Consider the following 26,047-nt stretch of genomic DNA (forward strand, 5'->3'; position numbering starts at 1 on the left):
TTAAAACCCGGCGTCGCTGAGGCGTGCCAGGCCCGCCTCCAGCAACGCGCTTTCTCCGCTGGCGCGCAGGCAGCAGGCGATTTGCAGACGCAGCGCCTGCGGCACCGGGATCTCGCCCTTCAGCACCCTTTCCGTCCAGCGCGCGGTCGCCTCGGCCGATTTATCCGCTGGCAGCTCCGGCGCCGCTTCCGGCTGACGCTCAACCCAGACTTCCGCTTCGCGTCCCGCGCCGGGAATAAAGCTGATTGCCGGACAGCGCAGCGGACTGGCGTAGACTTCCCCTTCCGTGCCGTTCAGCAGAATGGCGGGCGCGTCGATATCGCTAAAGAATTTCGCCACGCGCGGCACATATTCCGGATGCGATACGCTGGAGAGACGCAGCGCGGCGCGTTCGCCGAACGGCGTCGCCAGCTTCACCAGCGTATGGGCGCTGCTGCGCACTCCCATCCGCCAGCGCAGCGAAAGCTGCTTCGCCATCGGCGGGCAGAGATGATCGATGGTGATAAAGGCGAGGCCGCTTTGGTCCAGCGCCGCCTGCGCCTGCTGCTGCGTGGTCACCGCCGCAATGCCGAGCGCGGCGAACACCGCCTCGCTGGTGATGCGCGTCGGATCATCGCTGACGCCGTGCACCAGCACCGGAAAGCCCAGACGATTCAGCAACAGCGCCAGCAGCGGCGTCAGGTTGCCCTGACGCCGCGCGCCGTTGTAGCTGGGAATAACTATCGGCTGCGGACGCTGCGCGGGCGCCTGCAGCGACATCATGCGCGCCTGCATCGCCTGATAGAAACCGCGCATCTCCTCTTCGCCTTCGCCCTTGATGCGCAGCGCGATGAGAATGCCGCCCAGCTCCAGCTCCGGCACTTCACCCGCCAGCATCGCCGTATAAAGCGCCTGCGCGGTGGCGAGGTCAAGATCGCGCGCGTGATTTTTGCCGCGTCCGATCTCTTTAATCACTTTGTTCAGTTCCATTCTTCGCTTCCGGTCAGGGGCCGCGCCAGGCGGCGGCCAAAAGTTAGTCAGTGGTTAACGCTTCGCCGCCGGCCGCCGGGTGGGGCGCCGTTTGTTACCCGCCAGCGTGGGCGCGCGTTTCACCTTCAGCGCGGCGGGCGCCTCCGGCTGCTCGATAGGAAAGACCGGCAGCGCGGCCAGCAGGCGACTGCCGTAAGTTTTGCTCAGCAGACGACGGTCATAGATGACGATTTCGCCGTAGCACTGATGACTACGGATCAGGCGGCCAACCTGCTGGATCAGCGTAAAGGAGGCGCTCGGCAGGCTCTGCACCTCAAACGGGTAGCGATTCAGGCTCTTGAGCCATTCGCCTTCGGTCAAAATTACCGGACTGTCCACCGGCGGAAAAGCGATTTTATGAATATGCACCTGGCTCAGCAGCTCGCCTTTTAAATCCAGTCCTTCGGCGAACGACTGCAGACCCACCAGAATGCTGGTGTCGCCCTTCGCCACCCGTTTACGGTGCAGCTCCACCAGGCGCGAGCGCGGCTGATCGCCCTGCACCAGCATGGTCAGACGCAGCTCCGGCAATTGTGCGACGAACTGCTGCATCGCGCGGCCGCTGGCGAACAGCACCAGCACTCCTTTGTGCTTCTCCTCTTTCATCTGCTGCCGGAAAAAGGCCGCCATTTCGGCGATATGCTCCGCTTCGTTAGCCAGCAGCGGCTCGTAGCGCATCTGCGGGATCACCAGCTTGCCCTGCTCGACGTGATTAAACGGCGAATCGAGCGCCACAAATCGGTCGCCGGCCTTCTCGCTCAGGCCCGACATCTCCTGCAGGCGGCCGAAGCTGTTGAGCGAGCGCAGCGTGGCGGAAGTGATTACCACATGAGGGATTTTGCGCCACAGCAGCTTCTCCAGCTGATCGCTGACGCGAATGCCAGCGCAGTGAAACAGCAGATGCGCCTGGCCGTCGCGCAGCTCGCGCGTGATCCACTTCGACACCGGCGCGCCCGACGCTTTCGGCATCGCCGCCAGCCGCCACAGCTTGCTGACCGATTCGAACCAGCCGAACTGGCGGTTAAGCTGCAGCAGATTGCGGTGCAAACGCATCAGATCGACGCTGCCGGTCTGCTCGCTGAGGGCATTGATCAGCCCTTCCGCCAGCCCGCGCAGCGCGTCGCTCAGCTTGAACAGGCGCGCGCAGAGGGCCAGCAGCTCTTCAGGCAGCTCGCCGAGCACAAAGCGAAACTCGCCCGGCTGGTTGTCGGCGGGCAGCAGCGGATTGAGCGCCTGGCTCAGCGTCGTCAGCAGCTCGCGCAGCTCCTCGCAGTGCGCCTTGAGACGCTCCGGATTGCTGAGCGGCGGCGGCGATTTCGGGCGCATCTGCGTCATAATGCCCTCTACCAGCCGCACGAAGAGATCGAGCTGCAGGCTGCTCCAGCCGGGCGTGATGTCGGCGCTCATCTCCAGCGCGTCGCGCGCCACCTCCGGCAGATGGTGTCCTTCGTCCAGCACCAGCATCAGGTGCTTCGGCGGCGGCAGCACCGACTCGTTCTCCATCGCCGCCATCACCAGCGCATGGTTAGCCACCACCACATCCACCTGCTCGATTTCACGGCGGGCGACGAAAAAGGGGCATTCGCGATACCAGCGGCAGTGCGCGCCGAGGCAGCTCGCCTTGTCGGTCGAGAGGCGCTGCCACAGGCTGTCGCTGATATTCTCTTCGCTGTGATCGCGCAGTCCGTCCCACGCGTAGCTGCCGAGCGACTTCTCCAGGCGACCGCACTGCGTTTGCTCCTCCTGAGTGCTGCTTACCGCCTCGTCGTCGAGATAGAGCAGCAGATCGCCCTGCTGGTCATCGCTGGCGGCCAGCGCCGCCAGATTGCGCGGACAGACGTAGCGCCCGCGCCCGAAGGCGGCGGTAAAGGTAAGATCGGGAATGATCTTTTTCAGCAGCGGCAGATCTTTGGTAAAGATTTGATCCTGCAGCGCCACGTTGGCGGTGCTGACGATCAGGGTCTTCTCTTCGGCGCGGCTCGCCGCGATGCCGGGGATCAGGTAAGAGAGGGTTTTGCCGACGCCGGTCGGCGCTTCAATCGCCAGATGGCGCGCGTCGTCGCCCGCCAGACACTTCGCCACTTCAGCGATCATCTGGCGCTGCGGCGCGCGGGGAATAAAGTCCGGCACCTGCTGCTGTAGCGCCTTATACCACTGCGCTATCTGGCTTTTTATTGCTGCTGTCAGGGCCATAGTCGTTTACCGCCGGGTGAAAATGGCCTGTATTTTTACACAGTAATCCGCCAGCGTCAGCTTCGGGGCGCATTTTTTCGCGCCGCCTCGAGGAATTGCGCAGCGGAAAAATCTTGCCGTAGCCAGCGGCCGGGCTTCAGCGCTATGGTGTCGCATCACCGCCGTTCTCCTGAGGAAGAAGAGATGATTTTCCCCCGCCGCGCCTTTGCCGCTCTCTGCGCCCTGCTGCTCTGGTCGACGCAGGCCGCCGCACAGTCGCCGACATATCAGCTGGAGCAGGTGGTGGAGCTGAGCCGCCACGGCGTGCGTCCGCCCACGCCGGGCAACCGTAAAGAGATTGAGGCCGCCACCCAGCGCCCCTGGCCAGTATGGAGCACGCGCGACGGCGAGCTGACCGGCCACGGCTACGCGGCGGTGGTCAATAAAGGGCGCTGGGAGGGCGAACATTATCGCCAGCTCGGCCTGCTGACGGGCGGCTGCCCGCAGCCGCAGGATATATACGTGCGCGCCAGCCCGCTGCAGCGCACCCGCGCCACCGCCGAAGCGCTGGTGGACGGTGCCTTTCCCGGCTGCGGCGTGCCGGTGCATCACGTTATGGGCGAAGCCGATCCGCTGTTCCAGACCGACGCCTTCGCCGCGACGGCGACCGATCCCGCTCAGCAGCGGGCGGCGGTCGAGGCGAAGGCGGGCGATCTGGCCGCGCGCCAGCGGGCGCTGCAGCCCGCCGTCAAGGCGCTGAAGCAGGCGGTATGTCTCTCCGACGCCCACTGCGCGCTGTTCGATCAGCCCTGGCAGATCCGCCAGAGCAAAAGCGGCCACGCCTATATCGCCGGCCTGAGCGTGATGGCGAGCATGGCGGAGACGCTGCGCCTCGCCTGGAGCGAAAACCTGCCGCTCAGCCAGATCGCCTGGGGCCATATCACCCGCTCCGCGCAGATCACCGCCATTCTGCCGCTGCTGTCGGCGAACTACGACCTCAGCAACGACGTGCTCTACAGCGCGCAAAGGCGCGGATCGATTCTGCTCAACGCCATGCTGGAGGCAGCGGAAAGCCACAATGCCGCGCCGAATGCGCGCTGGCTGCTGCTGGTGGCGCACGACACCAATATCGCGATGGTGCGCACCCTGATGGGCTTTAGCTGGACGCTGCCCGGCTACGCGCGCGGCAATATCCCGCCCGGCGGCAGCCTGGTTTTCGAGCGCTGGCGCGACAACGCCAGCGGCCAGCGCTTCCTGCGCGTCTATTTTCAGGCACAAAGCCTGGATGACCTGCGCCGTCTGCAGCCGATCGACGCCGCGCATCCGCTGCTGCGCGAAGAGTGGCGGCAGGCGGGGTGCCGCGTGACGCCGGTGGGAACCCTCTGCCCGCTGGAGAGCGCCGTTCACACGCTAAGCCGGCAGATTGACCGGCAGGCGGTGACGCCGGTCAGCTATGCGCTGCCCTGACCATCCAGCCGCTTGCCCAGACATTGCGCATGCGGCATCGCGGCATAAGGTCCGAACGCGGCAATGGGCTGAAAGCCGTGGCGTGCGTAAAAAGCCAGCGCGCGCGCATTGACGCGCCGCGTCTCCAGCCACAGCTCCCGATATCCCTCCAGCCGCGCCTGTTGCTCAAGGAAGTGCAACAGCGCCGCGCCAGCGCCCTGGCTTCCGGGCAAGGCGAACATGCGTTTAAGCTCAGCCACGTCGGGCTGCAACGGGCGAAAGGCGCCGCATCCGACAGGCTGCCGCTACGCATTCCGGGCCACGGCGAAACAGCGTCCCGGCATCGCCATTTCCGCCGCATCAAAACGGGCGCGGCCGCTGCTGCCGGTTAACTGCGCCAAGGTGTCAGAAAGCTGATCCAGCAACCAGCGAGCGTCGGAATGATCCGCATCTTCACGCATAACCCGGATCATGGCTGGGGCTTCAGCAGCTTAAACATCACCGTCGTCGCCTCTAGCTCGCCCGCGATCGATTCGGCGTAGCCTGGAATCGCGCCGGCGATCTGCCAGCCGAGCGAAAGATAGAGCTGCGTGGCGGCGTCGCCGCTGCGGGTGTCCAGCACCAGCAGCGTTTTGCCCAGCGCCTGCGCACGCTGCTCGGCCAGCTGCATCAGCTGGCGCGCGATGCCCTGACGGCGGGCGGCGGGATGCACCAGCAGCTTGTTGATCTCCGCGCGATGGCGGCCGTTGGGCATCACGGCGGCGCTCAGGGTTAGCGTGCCGACCACTCGCTCGTGCTGGCGCGCCACGATAAGTTCGTTCTCCCCCTCGGCGAGGCTGGCTGCGCGTTGCTGCCAGAAACGCGCTATCGTCGCGCGGTCCTGCGGATCGGTAAAGCCGATACTGGCGCCGTCCGCCACGCACGCCTGCAGCAAATCGCTGAGAAAGCCCTGCTCGATGCGCGCCCGATCTGCGTCAATCCATTCATACGTCGTCATGGTTTGCACACCACCAGCACATAGCGTGCGCCGTCGGTAAGATGTGCCTCGAACGCCGAGCGGCCGGTCAAATGAAAACGCAGGCAGTCGCCGCTCTGTAAGGTCCAGCTCTGCCCGTCCATGGTGATGGTCAGGCCGCCCTGCTGCAGCCAGATATGCTGCTCCAGCCCCTGAACAGGCGGCGCATCGTAATCGATGCGCGCGCCCGGCCGCAGCTGCCCTTCCACCAGCTCTGCGCGAAAGTGGGCGGCTGGCGGCGAGACGTTGCGGCGCACGAAGCCGCTGGCGTCATCGCGCCATACCGGCTGCTGTTCCGGCGTCAGCAGCAGATTAACCGCCTCTTCCACTTCACTTAACAGCCGCGACATGGTAAGACCATAAGCGACGCACAGGCGATTCAATAAGGCAGCCGTCGGGCTGGTTTCGCCGCGCTCGATACGCGACAATGACGCCCGGCTGATGCCGGTCGCTGTGGCAAGCTCATCCAGCGACCAGCCGCGCTGAACGCGGAGTTCTGCCAGGCGAGCCGCAAGGCGTTGTTCAGTCTCTTCAGTCAGCACTATTCTCGTCTCATATTTGGAAAAAATATCTCATATGTGAGATTAAGCGTGAAACTTGCGCCACGGTCAACTTGTACACTTAAAAAACATTTGTACAAGTTGATCGGGTTGGTTAAGGTTATTGGATCGCAGTCAGGAAGTTTGGGGAAGTTATGGCCTTTTACAGTATCGGTGACGTCGCCGAACGCTGTGGAATAAACCCAGTCACGCTGCGTGCGTGGCAACGACGTTATGGCTTATTAAAGCCGCAGCGATCGGAGGGTGGACATCGTCAGTTTGATGACGAGGATGTGCAGCGCATCGAAGAAATTAAACGCTGGATCGAAAGCGGCGTGCCGGTGGGCAAAGTCAAAGCGCTGCTCGAAGGCGAAAGCGTGAACGTGCACGACGGCTGGGTGAACCTCCAGGAAGAGCTGATGAGCGTGCTGCGTCACGTCAAACCGTCGAAGCTGCGCGCAAAAATCGCCGCGCTGGGGCGTGAAAATCCAGTTGATCCGCTTATCGATCACGTCATTATGCCGGTTCGGCAGAAACTCGGTCTGGATCAGAATACCGCACGCGTGATGAGCAGCCTGCTGGACGGCGCGCTGATAGATTACGTCGCCTTCTGTCTGGCCGCCAGTCGTAAAGAAGCGGGTAAAGACGCGCTGATCCTCGGCTGGGCGGTAGAAGACCGCACCCGCATCTGGCTGGAAGCCTGGCGGCTCTCGCAGGAGGGCTGGCGGCTTGACGTGCTGGCGGAGCCGCTTGACCTGCCGCGCCCCGAGCTTTTTCCCGGTCAGACTATTTTTGTCTGGACCGGCAAAAAGCTTACGCGTCGCCAGCAGGAACAGCTGACGCACTGGCAAGAGCAGGGATATACCATTCGCGCCCACGAGACGCGCTTTCAGTAAAACGCACGCAGGGCCCTTTTCGCCTCGCCCTGCCCGCGTTATTATCCCCGGCTTTCGGGCTCTACTCAGGTTTCCGCATGAACTGGCAAAAAATCTTCTTCGCAACGCTGTTTTTCATTATGGCCGTCGGCGGCACCGGTGGGCTGATGCTGGTCGGCTACACCCTTATTCTCCACTCACGCTAAGCCAGCGCTGCAGGCGCTCAAACAGGCGATCGCTGACAATCGCCAGCAGCGCCACCAGCAGCGCGCCCTGAATCACATAGGCGGTGTTAAAGCCGCTCAGGCCGATGATTACCGGCGAACCGAGACTCTCCGCGCCCACGGTCGAGGCAATGGCCGCCGTGCCGATGTTAACGATCACCGAGGTGCGCACGCCCGCCAGTATCACCGGCGCAGCCAGCGCCAGCTCTACCTGCCACAAACGCTGCCATGCGCTCATGCCGACGCCGTCGGCGATTTCCCGACTGCTGGCGGGCACGCTATCGAGTCCGGCCAGCGTGCCCTGTAAAATCGGCAGCAGGCCGTAAAGCAGCAGTGCCACCACCGCCGGCCAGGCGCCGAACCCCATCACCGGCACGGCGATCGCCAGCACTGCGACCGGCGGAACGGTCTGTCCGGCCGCCACGATGGTTTCTACCAGCGGCCGAAAGCGCCGTCCCGCGCGCCGGGTAACCAGCACCCCGCCGCCGACGCCGACCAGCAGCGCCAGCGCGCTGGCGGTCACCACCAGAAAAAGATGCGCCAGCGCCAGCTGGAGAAAGCTCTCCTGCTGGTAGAGCGGACGCGCCTGCTCGGGGAACCACCAGGCGAAAAGCGGTCCGCTGTAGGGCAGGCCGAGCAGCAGCGCCACAAACAGGATAATCAGCCACAGCAGCGGATCCTTCAGCCAGCGCATCATTGACCCTCGCGCAGCGTCAGCAGATCGCTGAAGTAGAGCACGCCCAGCGGCTGCTGGCGTTCATCCACCACCGGCAGCTTATCGGCGCGCCGGGCGATAAACTGCGACAGCGCTTCGCGCAGCGACTGCGCGGCCGCCAGCGGCTCGCCTTCCAGCCACTCGCCGCGCCGCGCCGCGTTGCCGACCTGTCCCAGCGACAGCAGACGCACGCCCAGCTCGCTTCTGCCGAAGAAGTCCTGCACAAAGTCGTTTTTCGGCTGCGTCAGCAGCGCGGCGGGCTTGCCCTGCTGCACAATTTCCCCCTGATCCATCAGCACGATGTTATCCGCCAGCGTCAGCGCCTCGTCGATGTCATGCGTAACCAGCACGATGGTGCGGCCCGAGAGGCGGTGAATGCGCAGCATCTCCTGCTGCAGCGCGCCGCGCGTGACCGGATCGAGCGCGCCGAAGGGTTCATCCATCAGCAGCACTTCAGGATCCGCCGCCAGCGCCCGCGCCACGCCGACGCGCTGCTGCTGGCCGCCGGAGAGCTGATGCGGCAGACGCCGCGCCAGATGCGCATCCAGACTAAGCAGCGCCAGCAGCTCCTCAACTCGCGCGCGGATGCGGGCTTTGGGCCAGCCGAGCAGTTCAGGCACGGTGGCGATATTTTTTTCCACCGTCCAGTGGGGAAACAGACCGATGGACTGAATGGCGTAGCCCATGCGCCGGCGCAAATCGCGCGCGTCAAGGCGTCGGATCGACTCCCCCGCGAACAGGATCTCGCCCTCGTCGAACTCCACCAGGCGATTGATCATCTTCAGCGTGGTCGATTTGCCGGAGCCCGAGGTGCCAAGCAGCACGCTAAACTCGCCCTCGCCGATCTGCAGCGACAAATCCTTCACCGCCGCTTTGCCAGCGAAGTGCTTACTGACGCCGTTAAAGTGAATCATGGGTTCTCTCCAGCAGGGAAATCAGCAGGCGGAACAGCGCGTCAATCACCACCGCCAGCGCAATCACCGGGATCACCCCCAGCAGCACCAAATCGAGCGCGCTGCTGAGTAGTCCCTGAAAAATAATGGCGCCGAAGCCGCCTGCGCCGATCAGCGCAGCGATCACCGCCATGCCGAGCGTCTGCACCACCACCACGCGCAGCCCGGCGAGCCAGACCGGCAGCGCCAGCGGCACGTCGACGGCGAAAAAGCGCTGCAGCTGGCCCATGCCCATGCCGCGCGCGCTTTCGCGCACGTCGCGCGGCACCTGCTGCAGCCCGGCCACCACGCTGCGCACCAGTGGCAGCAGCGCATAAAGCGTCAGCGCGATCAGCGCCGGCGCCATGCCGATGCCGCTGACGCCCCAGCTTTTCAGCCAGGGAAAAGCGCTCGCCAGCCCGGCCAGCGGCGCGATCAGCAGGCCGAACAGCGCCACCGACGGCACGGTCTGAATAACGTTCAGCACGCTGAAAACGCCGCTCTGCCACGCCGGACGCCGGTGCAGCAAGATGCCGAGCGGCAGGCCGATGAGCAGCGCAGGCAGCAGCGTGCCGCTGAGCAGCGTCAGATGGCGCGCCAGTGCCGCGTCAAACACCGCGTGGCGGTTGGCGTATTCCTTCAGCAGCGACAGCGCGTTCAGCTCGCCGCTGAACAGCATCAGCAGCGGCAGCAGCCAGATCTGCAGATTGAGCAGCAGTCGCCAGAGATTATTACGCGTCAGCGTGCGCGCCAGCTCGGCGCCCAGCAGCAGCGTGACGCCGCACGCCAGCCACAGGCCGCCGCCGAAGCTGGTGCGCGCCAGCGCGCTGCCCTGCGCCGCCAGCCGCGCCGCCTCGTGCCCGCTCAGCCAGACCATGCCGGTCAGCAGCGCGTCGCAGGCGAGCAGCATCAGCGCCAGCGCCGCACGCGTCGGGCGCGCCCACAGCAGCAGCCAGAGCGCCGCCAGCGGCAGCGCCAGCCAGCCGGCGTCGCTGACCTGGCCTAGCATTAGCGGCTGGCCGGAGACCAGCCGGTTTGGCGCGTAGCTGAGAAACGGCAGCCAGTAGAGCGCCAGACTTAGCAACAGCATCAGCAGCAGCGCGACCGGCTGACGCCGCGCCGCCAGCATCGCATCCCGCGATAGCGCCATGGTTTACAGCAGCTTCTGCTGCTGCAGCCATTCGCTCGCCACGCTGCTGGCGTCCTGGCCTTCGACAGCAATCTTCGCATTAAGCTGCTGCAGGGTTTTCTCATCCAGCTTGCTGAAGACCGGCTTCAGCCAGCTTTCGATGTCGGGATAGGCTTTCAGCACCGCGGCGCGGATCACCGGCGTCGGCGCATAGATCGGCTGCACGCCTTTGGGATCGCTCAGAGTTTGCAGGCCCAGCGCCGCCACCGGGCCGTCGGTGCCGTAGGCCATCGCCGCATTGACGCCGGAGGTTTGCTGCGCCGCCGCCTTGATGGTTACCGCCGTATCGCCGCCCGCCAGCGAGAGCAGCTGGCTCTGCGTCAGCTTAAAGCCATAGGCTTTTTCAAAGGCTGGCAGGGCGTCGCCGCGCTCGATAAATTCCGCCGAGGCCGCCAGCTTGAAGGTGCCGCCTTTTTTCAGGTAGCTGCTGAGATCGTCAAGCGAGCTGAGCTTGTTCTGCTGGGCGACATCCTGGCGCACCGCGATGGTCCAGGTGTTGTTCGCTGGCGCAGGCGTCAGCCACACCAGCTGGTTTTTGTCAGCGTCGAGCTTTTTCACTTTCTCATAGCCCTGACGCGCATTTTTCCAGGCGGCGTCTTTTTCATCGTTGAAGAAGAAAGCGCCGTTGCCGGTATATTCGGGATAGATGTCCAGTTCGCCAGCGGTGATGGCGCCGCGCACCACCTGGGTGGTGCCGAGCTGGATTTTGTTCACCGTTTTCACGCCGTGCTTTTCCAGCACCTGCAGGATCACGTTGCCCAGCAGCGAACCTTCCGTATCGATTTTCGAACCCACGCGCACGGGATCGGCGGCCTGCGCCGCGCCTGTCGCCAGCAGCAGCGCGGCTGCCGTCAATGCCAGAAAACCAGACCTTGCCATGAGGTGTTCCTTTAATTCGGTTATTTGTGAGGTGCTTATAGAGAATAGTCGTTTCGTCAGGCATCGCGTAACACATTGCCTGAAGCGTGAAGTGTCGCGCCTCAACTTTTTCATACTGTTATCGGCTCGGTTATAACTGAAAAGAATTTACGTCCAGACGTCTGGACGGTAAGCTGTCCATTCACTCACAATAATCACAGACAACATTATGACCGACCTTACTTCATCTTCTGCCCACGTGGCGTTAACAGGGAACCGGCCCGAAGGGGAAACGCAGTGGATCCGCAGCGCGGCGGACGTATCGCGCCTGATCAACAGCGGCGACGGCGCGCGCAATAACGCGCGCATCGTGGTGGCGATCGCGCTGGGCGGCGTGTTTCTCGATGCTTACGATCTCGGCGCGCTGGCGTTCGGCATCAAGGATGTGGCGCGCGAGTTTAACCTCACTCCGACCGGCACCGGCATGGTCGCCTCCGCCATTACCTTTGGCGCCATTGTCGGCGCGCTGATCGGCGGCTACCTCACCGATAAGATCGGCCGCTATCGCGTTTTTATGGCGGATATGTTCTTTTTCGTGGTGGCAGCGCTCGCCTGCGCCTTCGCGCCCAATGAGTATGTGCTGGGCGGCGCGCGCTTTGTGATGGGGCTGGGGGTCGGCATTGATTTGCCGGTGGCGATGGCGTTTCTCGCCGAGTTTTCCCGCCTGCGCGGCAAGGGCAACAAGGCCGCCAGCGTGGCGATGTGGTGTCCCACCTGGTATGCGGCGATCAGCATCTCCTATCTGCTGGTGCTGCTGCTCTATGCAGTGCTGCCGGAGAGCCACACCGGCTGGCTGTGGCGCCTGATCCTCGGCTTCGGCGCGGTGCCGGCGCTGATTATTATCGCGATACGCAGTCGCTATATGAGCGAGTCGCCGGTCTGGGCGGCCAATCAGGGCGATCTGAAAGGCGCCGCCGCCATTTTGCGCAGCGGCTGGAATATCAACGCGCAGGTGGCCGAGGATGCGTCCACAGCGCCTGTCCAGCCTGCACGCCGTGCCAGCTGGCGCAACTACGGCGCGCTGCTGCGCGGCGTCTATCTGCGCCGCACGCTGCTGGCGACCATCACCTCGGTCGCCTCTTCCTTCGCCTATAACGCGGTGGCCTTCGGCCTGCCGGTGATCATCACCAGCTTTTTCGCCCAGTCGATGCTGACCACGATTCTGGTGTCGCTGGTGCTCAATTTGCTGTTCGCCTTTGTCGGCGGCGTGCTGGCGGTGCGGCTGGTGCCACGGCTGGGCGCGTGGAAGATGTCGGTGGCGGGCTACGCCTGTCAGTGCGTGGCGCTGCTGGGGCTGGCGCTAATTGGGCGTCCCGAAGGCGGTCAGGAAGCGGGCATCGCCATCGCGATGCTGGCGCTGTTTCTGTTTGGTCAGGGCTTTGGTCCCGGTTCGCATACCATGACTTTCGCGTCGCTCAGCTATCCGACTTCGCTGCGCGGCGTCGGCGTCGGTTTTAACCAGACGCTGATGCGCGGCAGCTCGACCGTTTCGCTGTTTCTGTTTCCGGTGCTGGTCGCCGCGCTAGGCACCGGGGTTTTCTGGGTGATTTTCCTGGCGCCGCTGGCGGGTCTGCTGGCGCTGCTGGCGATCCGCTGGGAGCCGTCGGGCTATGATGTGGACGCGGAGGATTTTGCCGGACGTTAACGAAATGGCCGCCCGAACGGGCGGCCATTCTCTTTACGCCGGCATACTCAGCGCATTTAAATAGGCGGGGATGCGCGGAAAGGTGTAGAGAAACCAGGGCGTGAACTGCTGCGGCTCCTCAAGCATCGCGCGCTGGATGTCGCTTACCGAGAGATAGCGCCAGTCATCCGCCTCCTGCGGATTGGGCGTGGGCTGGTCATCGCTGACGGCGAAGTAGACATGACCATACTCATGCTCGATCAGGCCGTTGCTGAGCGGCAGGTTGTAGCTCAGCTCGAAAACCGGCGTCAGCGACAGCTCCAGCCCCATCTCCTCGTATAAACGACGTTCCGCCGCCTGCTGCGTCGGCTCCGCCGGACAGGGGTGCCCGCAGGTGGTGTTGCTCCACAGCCCGCCGCAGTGGTATTTGCCGCTGGCGCGGCGCTGCAGCAGCAGTTCGCCGGACGAATTAAATACGTAGACCGTGACCGCGCGGTGCAGCAGCCCCTTCTCATGCACTTCCAGCTTTTCCATTTTACCGGTGGGACGATCGAGATGGTCGACGAGAATAACTTCGATAGCAGACATGAGGATTCCTTAAGATAACTCTTACTATTCTGGCACATCCCTGCCGTTTCATGCCGCGTGAATTCGTGCGGTTTTGCGCAAAAAAACGGGCTCGCCTGTGCGAGCCCGTGGGATAGCTTACGTTGTGATGACGCGGGGGACGCTTACAGGCGGAAGCTTTGCACCACCTGCTCCAGCTGCACGCTCTGCTCTTCCATCGCCTGGGCAGCGGCGGAAACCTGCTCCACCAGCGCGGCATTCTGCTGCGTCGTGCCGTCAAGCTGGGTGATCGCCACGTTGACCTGCTCGATGCCCATGCTCTGCTCGCGGCTGGCGGACATGATTTCGCTCATCAGCGTGGTGACGCTGCTGACGCCCTGCATCAGTTCGTCCATGGTCTCGCCCGCCTGCTCCACCAGCTGACTGCCGGCGTCGATATTGGCCACCGACTCTTCGATCAGCTTTTTGATTTCGCGCGCCGAGTTGGCCGAACGCTGCGCCAGGTTACGCACTTCAGAAGCGACCACCGCGAAGCCGCGGCCCTGCTCGCCTGCGCGCGCCGCTTCTACCGCGGCGTTGAGCGCCAGGATATTGGTCTGGAAGGCGATGCTGTCGATGACGCTGATAATATCGACCACTTTGCGCGATGAATGATGGATTTCGCCCATGGTGCTCACCACCTGACGCACCACTTCCGTACCGCGCGCCGCCACCTGCGACGCATTGCCCGCCAGCTGATTGGCGTGGGTGGCGTTGTCGGCGTTCTGGCGCACCGTGCCGGTCAGCTGCTCCATAGAGGCGGCGGTTTCGACGATCGAGCTGGCCTGATCTTCGGTACGTGACGAGAGGTTGGCGTTGCCGCTGGCGATCTCGCGCGACGCGGCGGTGATCGCCAGCGCGCTGTCGCCGACCTGACGCATCAGCCCCTGCAGATAGCCGATAAAGTTGTTGAAGCTCTGCGCCACGGCGTTGAACTCCGGGCTGTTGCTGGTCGGCAAACGCTGGGTCAGATCGGCCCCGCCCTGCGCCAGCGCGTCGATGTTGCGGTGCAGCACGTTAAGGCGCTGCATCATCGCGCGGATAAAGCCCAGCAGCACCAGCAGCAGCACGATCGCCAGCGGGATCTGCACCAGGCCGAGACGCGTCAGCATGCTGTGCGCCTGCGCGGTGAGCAGGCTGGTCGGCACGTCGCTGGCCAGATACCACGGGCTGCCCGGGATAGTCTGCAGGAACAGCGTATGTTCGCCATCCTCGCCGTCAAAGGTCGTCTCGGTCGGCTGCGAGCCTGCGCCGCTCAGCAGGCCCTTCAGCGGCGCCGCCATCGGCAGTTGCAGATCGGTCAGGTTTTCCAGCTTCGGCGTGCCGTCCACCAGCGCGGCGTTGCCCACCACTTTGCCGTCGGCCTCGACAATCAGCACGCGTCCCTGAATGGCGTCGCCCATCTCTTTCGCCAGATGGTTGAAAAAGCCGAGGGTGACGTCGATGGTGGCGACGCCCCAGACGGTGCCGTCGCGGTAGATCGCCATGGCGCAGTTGGTGCGCGGCTGCGGACTAGCGGCGTCCTGATAGGCTTTCGCCCAGGCGCACTGCCCTTTCGGCGCGGCCATGCCGTCCTTGTACCAGGGTTGCTCCCAGTATTTATCGGCGGCGTCGGAGTTCCAGTAGGTGTTGACCTGCAGCTGGTTGCTGGCGTTGCGCGCAAAGAAGCTGCTGTCTTTCTCTTTCGCCGGATCGCGACGGTTAGGCAGCGGCCAGATGCCGCCGCCGAAGACGTTGCTGTCCTGATACTGGTTCACCAGCGCCGGCAGCATCTGATCGATGGCGGGACTCTCCATCACGCTCGCGGCTTCGGTGATGGCGCGCTGCTGCGCCTGAACGCGGTTCATCTGTTCCACAATGCCGGTCGCCAGCGCGTCAACCTGGTAGCGCACCAGCTGGCTCTGATTCGCGGTCAGCTGTGGCGAGATAAACTGTTTAATCACTACTACGGTGATGAGCATCAAAACGAGAAAAAAGAGTACAAGAACCGCGGTAAAGCGGGACTGAGTTGTTTTTAGCATCTGCTTTCCCCTGGCAGAAACGGCGCGATTGCCTGATCAGGGTTAACGGCGCAGCAGCAGCTAACTTGAGATGCGCGAGATCACAAATTTAACAACTCGTTGAGGCAGGTGATTATTTAGTCACTAACGACCGGCGGCGCGCTGGGCAAGCAGCGCGCCGCCGTCAGATTTCGCTCTCCACTACCTGCTGGCGCGGACGGAAGATATGGTTATTGCCCGCCGCCATCAGCAGCTCCACCAGCTGCTGACCGCCCAGCTCATCCGCCTGCGCGAACTGACGCTCCGCTTCGGTGATCGGCGTCGCCCACAGCAGGTTAGGCCGATCGCCGTCACGCTTCGGCAGGTTAAACTGCGCGCTCTCGTCCGCCAGCGCGTTGGCCAGCAGAAAGCTTTCAAAACCGACCGGCGCCACTTCCGACGCCAGCGTATGCCCTTCGCCCAGCCAGGTGAGACGCGCCCAGGGCAGATGGGCGAACTCCGCCAGCGCGCTCGCCATCTGCACCGCATTGCCTTCGGTCATCACTTCGCCATCCACCGCCATCGCCAGCTCGACGCGGCGATACTGCGGCGCCAGTTCGTCGAACAGATAGTCGACCTGCGGCATCGGGCGAATGCTCATGCCGAGCGTAAGGAAATACCATACGCCCTGATGCCAGTGCTGGGAGATAGCCATCGGCGGCCAGCTGCCCTGATCGATGGCGTAATACTTCACCGACTCGCCGAACTGCGCCTGATAGCGCTGCAGCAGCGCCTGCTGCACCCGATCCCACTCGTTGCCGTCGTGCCAGTCGCGCCAGAACTGACGCTGATGCTCCGCGCGCGCGTAGTAGTCGTTGGTGGAGGCGGAGCCAAGCGGCGCGGTCAGCCGGTTTTTTTTGATGCAGCCGGCAGAGAAGCTGACCTGTTTATCCTGGTAGAGGCTCCAGCCGGGGATCACTGCCAGCAGCTGGCCGTAATACCACAGCGCCGCGCCGTCGTCGCTCGGCTCCCACAGCACCTGCAGGCCCGCCGGATCGAGCGGCGGCTCCGCCTCCAGCGTGCGGCAATACTCGGCGCTGAGCAGCGGCGCGATGCCCTGCTCCATCGCCGCGCGATCTTCCTGCGCCGGCGCAGGCAGCAGATTGCGCAGCCAGCAGCCGCGCACCGCATACTGGCTGCGGAACAGATCCGTCGGCCAGATGTAGAAGTAAGCGGTGCGCTCATCCTGTTCGACAATCGCCGTCAGTGTATGTTGCTGATTGTGGACCTCAGCAATCAGAGGTTGGTAAGTCATAGCGCCTCGACAAAGCTTAGGGATCCATTTCCCCGAGATTAGAGCAGGATCCCCACTGCCGCCACGTGAGACAAGGGTAAAACTCTCAAAGTCGGCGCAATGCGCCTGCGCAAGGGTAAGCAAAAGTAAAGCGGAGAACGCGGCGCGGCGCGGAAAGGCGCAACGCCGCTAAAGAGTGGGCAGCCCGGATGGTGAAACGCTATTCGCGTTTCTGGGGCGCAGCGGCGTGCTAAGGTCGATCTCACCTTTTTATCGGAGGCGCATGATGCAGCCCGTTACCGATTTTGCCTGGCGTGAGCTGGCGTTTCTCGCGCTTTTTCTCTGGCTTCTTTATCGCTACACCACGCTTACGCTTGCCGTCACGCTGATAGCGGTCGGCCTGGCGGCGCTTATCCTGCTGCCTGTCGACCTCACCTTCGGCCTGCTGTCGCTGGCCGCCATCGGCGCCGGACTGGGCCTGCTGGCGCACCGCCTGCAGCAGCGCCGGACGGCACAGCAGCGGCAGACGCGCGCGCCGCGCAGCTATACGCGGCCGCACGACGAATTTCATCATTAAACTTCGGTTATCTTTCCTGCCGCCGCGCTGTTAAGCGGCGGCACAGCGTCGACAGGCTGGCGTACAGAGAAGGTTAAGAAGGCGTTAAGGCTGGCGTCCCATGCGCAGCATGGCGCGATGGTATGCGCCGCGCGTAATTGACCAGCGCAGGGTTTTCGCCAGCAGCCGCATCTCGGCGTCGAGCAGCGCGCGCGACAGCGGGCTGAAGCGATAGCCGGACATCTGCTGCGCCCAGTCGGGCAGCAGCGCCATGCCGGAATTCAGCATCACTTTCATCGCTGGCTTTGCCTGCCAGCCTGGCGCAGGCGCCTCGCGCAGCAGGCGCGTCACCTCGGCGGTGCGCTCGTCATAGCGCAGCTCGCCGCGCATATCCTGCAGGTATCGCTCCACCGCCTCGACGCTTTTCGGCACGCCGGTGGCCCCCAGCGCTTCGGCGATCAGCGCCGCTTCCTGATAGTAGCGATCCTGCTCCGCCAGGCTGAGCTGCGGATTTTTAAAGCGCAGATGCGCGGCGAGAAAGGCGCTGGTTTCGGCGACGTGCACCCAGGTAAGAAGACGCGGGTCGCTGGCGGCGTAGGGCTGCCCGTAATTGTCGACGCCGCTGACGCGCAGATGAATGTTTTTAATGCGCTCAATCAGCAGGCTGGCGTCGTGACGATTGCCGAAGGTGGTGACGGCGATGAACTGGCTGGTGCGCCGCAGGCGGCCCATCATATCCTGGCGGAAGTTGGAGTGATCCCAGACGCCCGCCAGCGCGGAAGGATGCAGCATCTGTAACAGCAAGGCGCTGATGCCGCCGCACAGCATGGCGGGAAAGTCGCCGTGCACGCGCCAGATAACGCTATCGGGGCCGAACAGGCCGGGATCGCCGGGCGGCTGCGAAATATCGAACTCATTAAGCGCCAGGCCGTTAACGCGAAAAACCTGGTTCTGGATACGGTTGCGGATGCTGTTCATAAGGTTGCGGTTGGCCTGGTGTGCCCGCTGCTCCCGGCCGCCAGGCCGGGAGCAGCGTGTCGTGCAGCGTCAGAGATAGTCGAACTGCGCGTTCTGGGTGCGTACCGAGTCAAGTCCGATCATCACGTTGAACTTGCCTGGCTCCGCTACCTGCTGCATCTGCTGGTTCCAGAACTTCAGCGCGTCCACGTCGATCTTAAAGCTGACGGTCTGCGATTCGCCTGCTTTAAGCATAACCCGCTTAAAGCCGCGCAGCTCGCGTACCGGACGGCTGATCGAGGCGACCGGATCGTTCAGGTACATCTGTACCACCGTCGCGCCGTCGCGGTCGCCGGTATTGGTCACCGTCACGCTCGCCTCGACCGTGCCGTTGCGCGGCATCGTGGCCGCCGACATTTTCACCGGCGAGACGCTGAAGCGGGTGTAGCTCAGCCCGTAGCCAAACGGATAGAGTGGGCCGTTCACTGAATCATAGTAGTGCGAGGTGTATTTGTTCGGCTTGGCGAAGTTGTAAGGACGGCCGGTCGGCAGATGGTTGTAGTAGAGCGGGATCTGCCCCACCGAGCGCGGGAAGGTGATCGGCAGCTTGCCGGACGGGTTGTAGTCGCCGAACAGCACGTCGGCGATGGCGTTGCCGCCTTCAGTGCCGCTGAACCAGGTTTCCAGCAGCGCGTCCGCCATGCGATCTTCATTGACCAGCGTCAGCGGTCGGCCGTTCATCAGCACGATCACCAGCGGCTTGCCGGTGGCCTTCAGCGCCGCCAGCAGCTTCTGCTGGCTGGCTGGAATGGTGAGTTCGCTGCGGCTGGAGGCCTCATGCGCCATCCCCTGCGCTTCGCCGACCGCCGCGACCACCACGTCCGCCTGCTTCGCCTTCTCCACTGCCTCGTCAATCAACGCCTGCGGCGAGCGCGCGTCCACCGACACCGCCTGCTCGTAGAGGTTAAGGAAGTCCTGAATGCCTTTGTTGTCGCTGATGTTGGCGCCTTTCGCGTAGAGCAGCGTCGCTTTGCCTGCGGTGGCGTTACGCATGCCCTGCAGCAGGCTCACCGACTGCTTCGCCACGCCCGCTGCCGACCAGCTGCCCATAATGTCGCGCTGGCTATCCGCCAGCGGCCCAATCAGCGCAATGGTGCCGGCGCGCTTCAGCGGCAGGGTTTCCAGCCGGTTTTTCAGCAGAACGATGCTTTTACGCGCCACGTCGCGCGCTTCGGCGCGGTGCAGGCGGCTTTCGGCGTTGGTATCCTGCGGATCGCTCTCTTTCGGGCCAAGATGGCTATAAGGATCGTTGAACAGCCCCATATCATATTTGACGTTCAGCACATGGCGCGCCGCGTCGTCGATCTCCGCCATGCTCACCGCGCCGCGCTTCACCAGGCCCGGCAGATATTTGCTGTAGTACTCGTCGCTCATGCTCATATCGATGCCCGACTTCAGGGCGACGCGCACCGCATCCTCGGGATCGGTCGCCACGCCGTGCTTGAGCAGCTCTTTAATCGCGCCGTGGTCGCTGATGGTGATGCCTTTGAATTTCCACTGGTCGCGCAGCACCGTTTTCAGCAGCCAGCCGTCGGCGGTGGCGGGCACGCCGTTAAGTGAGTTAAGCGCCACCATCACGCCGCCGCTGCCGGCGTCGAGCGAGGCTTTATAGGGCGGCAGATAGTCCTGGAACAGGCGCTGCGAGCTCATGTCCACGGTGTTGTAGTCGCGGCCGCCCTCGATACCGCCATAGGCGGCGAAGTGTTTGACGCTGGTCATTACCGCATAGCGATCGGCGGGGCTTTTGCCCTGCATCGCCTTCACCATGGTGCTGCCCATCTTCGAGGAGAGCCAGGTGTCTTCGCCAAACCCTTCGGAGATGCGGCCCCAGCGCGGTTCGCGGCTGACGTCTACCATCGGCGCCCAGGTCATGTTCAGCCCGTCGTCGGCGGCTTCATAGGCCGAGACGCGTCCGACCTCGCTGACGGCGTCGAGATCCCAGCTGGCGGCGAGCCCCAGAGGGATAGGAAAAATGGTACGCTGGCCATGCACCACGTCATAGGCGAAAAACAGCGGAATTTTCAGGCGGTTGAGCTGCATAACCTGATCCTGCATGGCGCGAATATCCTGACGCGTCACGGTATTGAAAATCGCGCCGACCTGACCTTTCTCTATCATGTCGCGAACCGCCGATTTCGGGGTGTCCGGCCCCACGCTGATCAGCCTGAGCTGGCCGATTTTTTCGTCCAGCGTCATTTTGGTCAGGAGTTGATTAACGAAAGCGTCGCGCGCCTGCGCGTTCATGGGATGCGGTCCCGTCAGCTCGTCGGCCAGCGCGGGTTGCAGAGCGAGTGAGACAGCGAGACTAACAGAGTAAATCCATTTCATCAGGTCGGGTTCTCTTAAGTAACTGCGCAATATCGAATAAACAGGCGGCAGTGTGCCACAAGTTGAGGATAGCAGGTAGCTGTCAGCGTCACACTGCGCCGCGCTTTTCCCTGACGTGCTACAGTAATGGCGCCATGTAATGACAAGGGAGTTGCACATGATCCATCCAGCGTCTCATTCCGCTTTACTCTCCGATCTGCGCCGCCACGTTGGCGCCTCCCACCTGCTTACCGACCAGGAGCAGACCGCGCGCTACCGCAAAGGCTTTCGCTCCGGCGAAGGCGAGGCGCTGGCGGTGGTCTTTCCCGGCACCCTGCTGGAGCTGTGGCGCGTGCTGCAAACCCTGGTTAGCGCCGACGCCATTATCCTGATGCAGGCGGCCAATACCGGTCTGACGGAGGGTTCGACGCCCAGCGGCAACGACTACGATCGGCCGGTGGTGATTATCAGCACGCGACGTCTCGATAAGCTGCAGCTGATCGACGACGGCAAACAGGTGCTCGCCTTTCCCGGCAGCACCCTTTATCAGCTGGAGAAAACGCTGAAGCCGCTTAACCGCGAGCCCCATTCGGTGATCGGCTCCTCCTGCATTGGCGCCTCGGTGCTGGGCGGCGTCTGCAATAACTCCGGCGGTTCGCTGATCAAACGCGGCCCGGCCTACAGCGAGATGGCGCTGTTCGCCCAGGTGGACGAGCAGGGCAAGCTGAAGCTGGTGAACCATCTCGGCATCGATCTCGGCGCCTCGCCGGAAGAGATCCTCGGCCGGCTGGACGATGAGCGCTGGCGAGCGGAAGATGTGCAGCACGACGGACGTCACGCCTCCGACCCCGACTATGCCGACCGCGTGCGGCACGTTGACGCCGATACGCCGGCGCGCTTCAACGCCGATGCGCGCCGGCTGTTCGAAGCCTCCGGCTGCGCGGGCAAGCTGGCGGTGTTCGCGGTGCGGCTGGATACCTTCCCCTGCGAGCCGCAGCAGCAGGTGTTCTATATCGGCACCAACGATCCGGCGGTGCTGAGCGATATTCGCCGCCATATTCTCGCCCACTTCACCCATCTGCCGGTGGCGGGCGAATATATGCATCGCGATATTTACGACATCGCCGAAGTCTACGGCAAAGATACCTTTGTGATGATCGACAAGCTGGGCACCGATAAGATGCCGCTGTTTTTCACGCTGAAGGGCCGCGTTGACGCCTGGCTGGCAAAGCTGAGCTTCGTTAAGCCGCACCTGACCGATCGCCTGCTGCAGCGCGTCAGCGCCCTCTTCCCGGCGCATCTGCCGAAGCGCATGAAGCAGTATCGCGATAAATACGCGCATCACCTGCTGCTGAAGATGTCCGGCGCGGGCGTCGAGGAGGCGCGCGACTACCTGAAAGAATATTTCCGTGAAGGCGGCGGCGCGTTTTTCGAGTGCGAAGGCAAAGAGGGCGCGCACGCCTTTCTGCACCGTTTCGCCGCGGCGGGCGCGGCGGTGCGCTATCACGCGGTGCACGCCGACGAGGTCGAAGATATTCTGGCGCTCGATATCGCGCTGCGCCGCAACGATCGCGACTGGTTTGAAACCCTGCCGCCGGAAATTACCCAGTCGCTGAGCCATCGCCTCTATTACGGCCACCTCTTCTGCCACGTTTTCCATCAGGACTACATTGTGAAAAAAGGAGTGGACGCGCACGCGCTGAAAGAGCAGATGCTGGCGCTTTTAGAGGCGCGCGGCGCAGAGTATCCGGCGGAGCATAACGTTGGCCATCTCTATCGGGCGAAGCCGCAGCTGGCGGACTTCTATCGTCGGCTCGATCCCACCAATACCTTTAATCCGGGAATTGGCAAAACCAGCAAGCAGAAAGGCTGGGCGGTGAAGCAGCCCTGAGGAAGCGGGGACTGTGATGAAAGGATTTTTGCAGACGGCTCGGGGCGTAAAACGCGGATAACGATCAATCCTGTCATCCACGTTGGCGCCCCATGCGGGCTTAAGGCAGCGGATCGGCCGCCTGCTCCGCCATCTGCTGGCGGCGCTCGATAATCATGGTCTGCGGCGTCGACAGCACAATGCCCTCTTTGCGCAGGCGCGTCAGAATATCGAACAGCAGGTCGCTCTTCGCGCCGGAAATCTGCCGCTGGCTGGCGACGTTGCCGGTCACGCTCAAGATGATGCCCTGCGCCGTCAGGTCCTTAAAGGAGACCGACGGCTCCGGCGTCTCGAGAATACGTTCATTCTCGTTATAAACCTCCAGCAGCAGCTCGCGCACCCGCACCGGATCGATATTGAGCGGGAAAGTCAGCGTAATGGTCACCACGCCCTGCGCGTTGCCCATGGTGGCGTTGCGCACGTTCTGCGAGATAAACTGCGAGTTCGGCACGATAACCGTCGACTTGTCGCCCAGCTGGATCTCGGTGGCGCGCACGTTGATACGGCGGATATCGCCCTCAATGCCGCTGATGGTTACCAGATCGCCCACCTTGACCGGCCGCTCGGTCAGCAGGATCAGGCCGGAGATAAAGTTCTTCACAATCTCCTGCAGGCCGAAACCGATACCCACCGACAGCGCGCTGACGATCCACGCCAGCTTGTTCCACTGCAGACCCATAATCGACAGCGTCAGCAGGATCACCAGCACGTAGCCGATATTGCTGAACAGCGTGATCAGCGATACGCGCATGCCGGCGTCCATGGTGGTTTTCGGCAGGAAATCGTTGTCGAGCCAGCGGCGCACGCTGCGCAGCACGTAGATGCCCACCACCAGACAGATAATCGCGTTGACCATGTGCGCCGGCACGATGTTCAGCGACTCCAGCCCTTTGCCGCCCCAGAACTCAATCGCTTTTTGCAGCAGCTCGATCGGCGTCGACGAGGCGAAGGTGCCGTTAAGCAGCGCCAGCGCGACAAAGCCGATCAGCAGGGTTTTGCCCAGCGCGGCCAGCAGCGTCGCCGCCTGCTGCAGATGGCGCTCGTCGATGTTAAGCGAGGTTTGCAGCCGTCGGCCGGTCAGGCTGTTGACGGAAAAGAGGCTTTCGCAGCCGTCGTTAATCAGGTGGCTGAGGAAGTAGAACGAACCGAACAGAATGCCGCACCATACCACCTCGTAGCTCAGGAAGCGCGCCAGGGTAACGTAGCCGATAATCAGCGACAGCAGAATGGCGACCGCCGTCAGCGTCAGCGCCATCTGGATCAGCCCCACCAGCGTCGAGCGCACTTCCGGCGCGTTGCCCTCGTGCGCCATGCGGCGACGCACGCGGTTGGTGCGCATGCTGATCGCCAGCGCGGTGCTGCCGATCAGCAGCGCCGTCAGGCCGTTGGCGAAAATCGTGGTGTTCAGGCTGGTGCCAACGGTGTAGTTAAAGTTCTCGACCGTCTGGAAAATAAACACCAGCGCGGCGGTAATCGGCGGGAACGGCTTCAGCGCCATCGCCACTTCGTTAGAGATGGCGGGCAGACGCCAGCTCGGACGCCGCGTCGAGAGAAAAGCGCGTCCCAGACCGGCAATCAGGCCGCAGAAGACACTGAGCTTCACCAGACTGACCACGAAGTCCTGCACGTCGCCGGAGACCTCATCGCGGCGCGCGAACGCCAGCGCGGTAAAGTTAAAGGTCAGCACCACCGCCGCCAGCGTGGTCAGGGCGATCGCCGCGGCAAGGAAGCTGCGGCGCAGCCGCCCTTCCGGCATCTTGTGAATGCTGATCCAGGCGAGGAACTCTTCGCTGTAGCGGCGTCCCAGCGTCATCACCAGCATCGCCGCCAGCAGCCAGGCGACGGTGCCGAAACGGTAGCCCGGCTCCCACGACAGCGCGGCGGTGTCCTGCAAATCCTGCAGGAAGCCGTCGATCTTCTCGTTGTCCAGATCCTGCTTCACAAACAGCGGCGCCCAGAAGCGCGGGCCGAGGATACTGCCGGAGTTAAGCGCCAGCTGGGTTTTCATCAGATCGCGGCGCAGGTTGGTGATCTGCGACGAGAGCATCAGGGCGCTGTTTTTAATGCCGTCCGCCTGCTTGATCTGATCGTCCAGCTTGCTCTTCTGCGACTCCAGCGAGCTGCGCTTGCGGGTCACTTCCGGCGTCTCTTTCACGCCGCTGTCCGCTTTAGGCGCGGGGCCCAGCACCGCCAGCTGCGCGTCGAGCTGCTGACGCTGCGGCTGCAGCGCCTGCGCGAGCGTATCGGCGTTGCCCGACAGCTCCAGCGCCAGCTCGTTAAGCTGCGTCAGCTGGTTTTCGTTGGTCTGCCCCGACACCTGACCTTTGATCTTGTCGAGGACTTTCTGCATTTTCGGCAGTTCAACCGCCGCGTTCACTTTGGGCGCGGCGTCAGCTTGCTGCGCGGCATCGGCCGCATCGTCGTCTGCCATGCTCCAGGCGGGGAACAGCGTCGCCGTCAGCAGCATCAGCAGCGGTAAAAAGAGACGTAACGTAAACATATAGAGGTTCCAGCACAAATTCAGGCGATCGACCATCGCGTTGGCGCGTAGTTTAGGGCCAGGCGCACCGGGAAACTATAGGAATGCTGGCCGTTGTCGTCGAACAGGTTGCGGCGTCCGCGCGCGCGGACGCCGGTAAAGGGTTATTCCACTACCGCCGCGCCGTGGACGTTGTTCACCACCAGCCCCGCCTTCTGCTTTTTATAGGCGAGTGCCGCCGCCGGCACCGGCGCAGCCTTGCCGGTTTCCAGCCAGTCGCGCAGACGGTTGGCATCGGCGAAGTGGGTATATTTGCCGAAGGCGTCCAGCACCACCAGCGCTACCGGCCGGTTATTGATCGTGGTGCGCATCGCCAGGCAGTGGCCCGCTTCGTCGGTATAGCCGGTTTTGGTGAGCTGAATGCGCCAGTCGTTTTTATAGACCAGATGGTTGGTGTTGCGGAACGGCAGCGCATAGCTCGGATGGGTGAAGACCGCAGTCTGTTCTTTGGTGGTGCTCAGCTCGCCCAGCAGCGGATAGTCGCGCGTGGCGCGCAGCAGCTTAACCAGGTCTTCCGCGCTGGAAACGTTCTGAGTCGACAAACCGGTCGGCTCGACGTAGCGCGTATGGGTCATGCCCAGCGCGCGCGCTTTGGCGTTCATGGCGCGGATAAAGGCGTCGTAGCCGCCGGGATAGTGATGCGCCAGGCTGGCCGCCGCGCGGTTCTCCGACGACATCAGCGCCAGCAGCATCATATTGCGGCGGCTGATTTCGCTGTTGAGCTTGACGCGCGAAAAGACGCCGCGCATTTCTGGCGTGTGGCTGATATCCACTGAAATTCGCTCATCGAGCGGCTGCTTCGCATCCAGCGCCACCATCACCGTCATCAGCTTGGTGATAGAGGCGATAGGCCGTACGCGGTTGGGATGGCTGGAGAACAGCACTTTCCCGGTGTTGAGATCGACGATCATCGCGCTGCCTGAGGCGATTTGCGGCTCGGCGACCGGCGCGAGCTGAGAAAGTGACGTAGCCGCCTGCGCGGGCGCGATAGCCGCCTGGCCGCCGAACAGCAGCGCCAGCGAAAGCAGTGAATAGCGAATGGTTACAGGCATCTTATAAAAAGACCGATTAAGATAGTACGCCGTGTTTTACACAGGCCGCCCGCCGCAGAGCCGACCACGCGGAGGCTGGCAGCAGCATAATACGCGGAAGCGTAAGAAAT

22 protein-coding genes are annotated in these 26,047 nt (G+C 63.1%); 5 read left to right on the plus strand and 17 right to left on the minus strand.

Annotated elements, in window-relative coordinates:
* Both ybiB and dinG read right to left on the minus strand, forming a co-directional pair.
* Positions 1 to 969, minus strand: a complete 969-nt coding sequence (gene ybiB / locus PVE98_RS13430) for a DNA-binding protein YbiB (RefSeq protein WP_407568512.1) — start codon at positions 967 to 969, stop codon at positions 1 to 3.
* Between the two features lie 54 nt (positions 970 to 1,023).
* On the minus strand, positions 1,024 to 3,201 hold the full coding sequence (dinG, locus tag PVE98_RS13435) for an ATP-dependent DNA helicase DinG (protein ID WP_096072846.1): 2,178 nt from the start codon (positions 3,199 to 3,201) through the stop codon (positions 1,024 to 1,026).
* Positions 3,202 to 3,384: 183 nt separating this feature from the next.
* Between dinG and PVE98_RS13440 the strand changes: the two genes are divergently transcribed.
* Entirely contained in the window at positions 3,385 to 4,647 is a 1,263-nt protein-coding gene (locus PVE98_RS13440; protein ID WP_096072845.1) for a histidine-type phosphatase, read from the plus strand.
* Here the strand turns inward: PVE98_RS13440 and PVE98_RS13445 are convergent.
* Genes PVE98_RS13445 through PVE98_RS13460 form a run of 4 tightly spaced genes read right to left on the minus strand, consistent with a single transcriptional unit; the run spans position 4,632 to position 6,180 of the window.
* Positions 4,632 to 4,886, minus strand: a complete 255-nt coding sequence (locus tag PVE98_RS13445) for a GNAT family N-acetyltransferase (RefSeq protein ID WP_244951161.1) — start codon at positions 4,884 to 4,886, stop codon at positions 4,632 to 4,634. The genes PVE98_RS13440 and PVE98_RS13445 overlap by 16 nt on opposite strands.
* A gap of 45 nt (positions 4,887 to 4,931) precedes the next feature.
* Positions 4,932 to 5,087: a hypothetical protein gene (locus tag PVE98_RS13450; protein WP_227741473.1), complete on the minus strand. Its 156-nt coding sequence runs from the start codon at positions 5,085 to 5,087 to the stop codon at positions 4,932 to 4,934.
* Positions 5,088 to 5,095: 8 nt separating this feature from the next.
* On the minus strand, positions 5,096 to 5,623 hold the full coding sequence (locus PVE98_RS13455; protein WP_096072844.1) for a GNAT family N-acetyltransferase: 528 nt from the start codon (positions 5,621 to 5,623) through the stop codon (positions 5,096 to 5,098).
* The gene (locus PVE98_RS13460) at positions 5,620 to 6,180 is read right to left on the minus strand and encodes a helix-turn-helix domain-containing protein (protein ID WP_369826199.1); all 561 of its coding nucleotides are present in this window, start codon (positions 6,178 to 6,180) and stop codon (positions 5,620 to 5,622) included. Before PVE98_RS13460 ends, PVE98_RS13455 begins: the two co-directional genes overlap by 4 nt.
* A gap of 155 nt (positions 6,181 to 6,335) precedes the next feature.
* On the opposite strand from PVE98_RS13460, the gene PVE98_RS13465 reads away from it, so the two are divergent.
* The gene (locus PVE98_RS13465; protein ID WP_333621446.1) at positions 6,336 to 7,076 is read left to right on the plus strand and encodes a MerR family transcriptional regulator; all 741 of its coding nucleotides are present in this window, start codon (positions 6,336 to 6,338) and stop codon (positions 7,074 to 7,076) included.
* Between the two features lie 165 nt (positions 7,077 to 7,241).
* On the opposite strand, the gene PVE98_RS13470 is transcribed toward PVE98_RS13465, so the two are convergent.
* The 4 genes from PVE98_RS13470 to PVE98_RS13485 are packed head-to-tail and all read right to left on the minus strand — an operon-like array spanning position 7,242 to position 10,994.
* Complete coding sequence (locus PVE98_RS13470; protein ID WP_033751500.1) at positions 7,242 to 7,973, minus strand: ABC transporter permease; 732 nt, start codon at positions 7,971 to 7,973, stop codon at positions 7,242 to 7,244.
* On the minus strand, positions 7,973 to 8,908 hold the full coding sequence (locus PVE98_RS13475) for an ABC transporter ATP-binding protein (protein ID WP_033751502.1): 936 nt from the start codon (positions 8,906 to 8,908) through the stop codon (positions 7,973 to 7,975). Before PVE98_RS13475 ends, PVE98_RS13470 begins: the two co-directional genes overlap by 1 nt.
* Positions 8,895 to 10,076: an ABC transporter permease gene (locus PVE98_RS13480; RefSeq protein WP_096072842.1), complete on the minus strand. Its 1,182-nt coding sequence runs from the start codon at positions 10,074 to 10,076 to the stop codon at positions 8,895 to 8,897. The genes PVE98_RS13475 and PVE98_RS13480 overlap by 14 nt, the downstream gene beginning before the upstream one ends.
* A 3-nt stretch (positions 10,077 to 10,079) precedes the next feature.
* Positions 10,080 to 10,994 carry an ABC transporter substrate-binding protein gene (locus PVE98_RS13485; protein WP_033751506.1) on the minus strand — a complete coding sequence of 305 codons (915 nt, stop codon included), beginning with the start codon at positions 10,992 to 10,994 and terminating at the stop codon, positions 10,080 to 10,082.
* A 208-nt stretch (positions 10,995 to 11,202) separates the two neighbouring features.
* Here PVE98_RS13485 and PVE98_RS13490 point away from each other — a divergent pair, with 208 nt between their 5' ends.
* Positions 11,203 to 12,678 (plus strand): MFS transporter, encoded by a 1,476-nt coding sequence (locus PVE98_RS13490; protein ID WP_333620599.1) that lies wholly within the window; start codon positions 11,203 to 11,205, stop codon positions 12,676 to 12,678.
* 33 nt (positions 12,679 to 12,711) lie between these two features.
* On the opposite strand, the gene idi is transcribed toward PVE98_RS13490, so the two are convergent.
* From idi to PVE98_RS13505, 3 genes are all read right to left on the minus strand, one after another.
* On the minus strand, positions 12,712 to 13,245 hold the full coding sequence (idi, locus tag PVE98_RS13495) for an isopentenyl-diphosphate Delta-isomerase (protein WP_033751508.1): 534 nt from the start codon (positions 13,243 to 13,245) through the stop codon (positions 12,712 to 12,714).
* A 143-nt stretch (positions 13,246 to 13,388) separates the two neighbouring features.
* On the minus strand, positions 13,389 to 15,284 hold the full coding sequence (locus PVE98_RS13500) for a methyl-accepting chemotaxis protein (protein ID WP_096072840.1): 1,896 nt from the start codon (positions 15,282 to 15,284) through the stop codon (positions 13,389 to 13,391).
* A gap of 163 nt (positions 15,285 to 15,447) precedes the next feature.
* Complete coding sequence (locus PVE98_RS13505; RefSeq protein ID WP_096072839.1) at positions 15,448 to 16,557, minus strand: suppressor of fused domain protein; 1,110 nt, start codon at positions 16,555 to 16,557, stop codon at positions 15,448 to 15,450.
* Between the two features lie 262 nt (positions 16,558 to 16,819).
* Between PVE98_RS13505 and PVE98_RS13510 the strand changes: the two genes are divergently transcribed.
* On the plus strand, positions 16,820 to 17,113 hold the full coding sequence (locus tag PVE98_RS13510; protein ID WP_096072838.1) for a hypothetical protein: 294 nt from the start codon (positions 16,820 to 16,822) through the stop codon (positions 17,111 to 17,113).
* 84 nt (positions 17,114 to 17,197) lie between these two features.
* On the opposite strand, the gene PVE98_RS13515 is transcribed toward PVE98_RS13510, so the two are convergent.
* Both PVE98_RS13515 and bglX read right to left on the minus strand, forming a co-directional pair.
* Positions 17,198 to 18,070: an oxygenase MpaB family protein gene (locus PVE98_RS13515; protein WP_096072837.1), complete on the minus strand. Its 873-nt coding sequence runs from the start codon at positions 18,068 to 18,070 to the stop codon at positions 17,198 to 17,200.
* Between the two features lie 69 nt (positions 18,071 to 18,139).
* Positions 18,140 to 20,437 (minus strand): beta-glucosidase BglX, encoded by a 2,298-nt coding sequence (bglX, locus tag PVE98_RS13520; protein ID WP_096072836.1) that lies wholly within the window; start codon positions 20,435 to 20,437, stop codon positions 18,140 to 18,142.
* 157 nt (positions 20,438 to 20,594) lie between these two features.
* On the opposite strand from bglX, the gene dld reads away from it, so the two are divergent.
* Positions 20,595 to 22,307 (plus strand): D-lactate dehydrogenase, encoded by a 1,713-nt coding sequence (gene dld / locus PVE98_RS13525; RefSeq protein ID WP_096072835.1) that lies wholly within the window; start codon positions 20,595 to 20,597, stop codon positions 22,305 to 22,307.
* Between the two features lie 100 nt (positions 22,308 to 22,407).
* Here dld and PVE98_RS13530 read toward each other — a convergent pair whose 3' ends face one another.
* Positions 22,408 to 24,846, minus strand: coding sequence for a DUF3772 domain-containing protein (locus PVE98_RS13530; protein ID WP_096072834.1), 2,439 nt, complete (start codon positions 24,844 to 24,846; stop codon positions 22,408 to 22,410).
* A 143-nt stretch (positions 24,847 to 24,989) separates the two neighbouring features.
* Positions 24,990 to 25,937, minus strand: coding sequence for a D-alanyl-D-alanine endopeptidase (gene pbpG / locus PVE98_RS13535; protein WP_033789124.1), 948 nt, complete (start codon positions 25,935 to 25,937; stop codon positions 24,990 to 24,992).
* Positions 25,938 to 26,047: the final 110 nt, after the last annotated feature.

Origin of the sequence: Pantoea sp. GABEPS69 (genome assembly GCF_045780835.1) — a bacterium.
Classification (GTDB): domain Bacteria; phylum Pseudomonadota; class Gammaproteobacteria; order Enterobacterales; family Enterobacteriaceae; genus Pantoea; species Pantoea septica.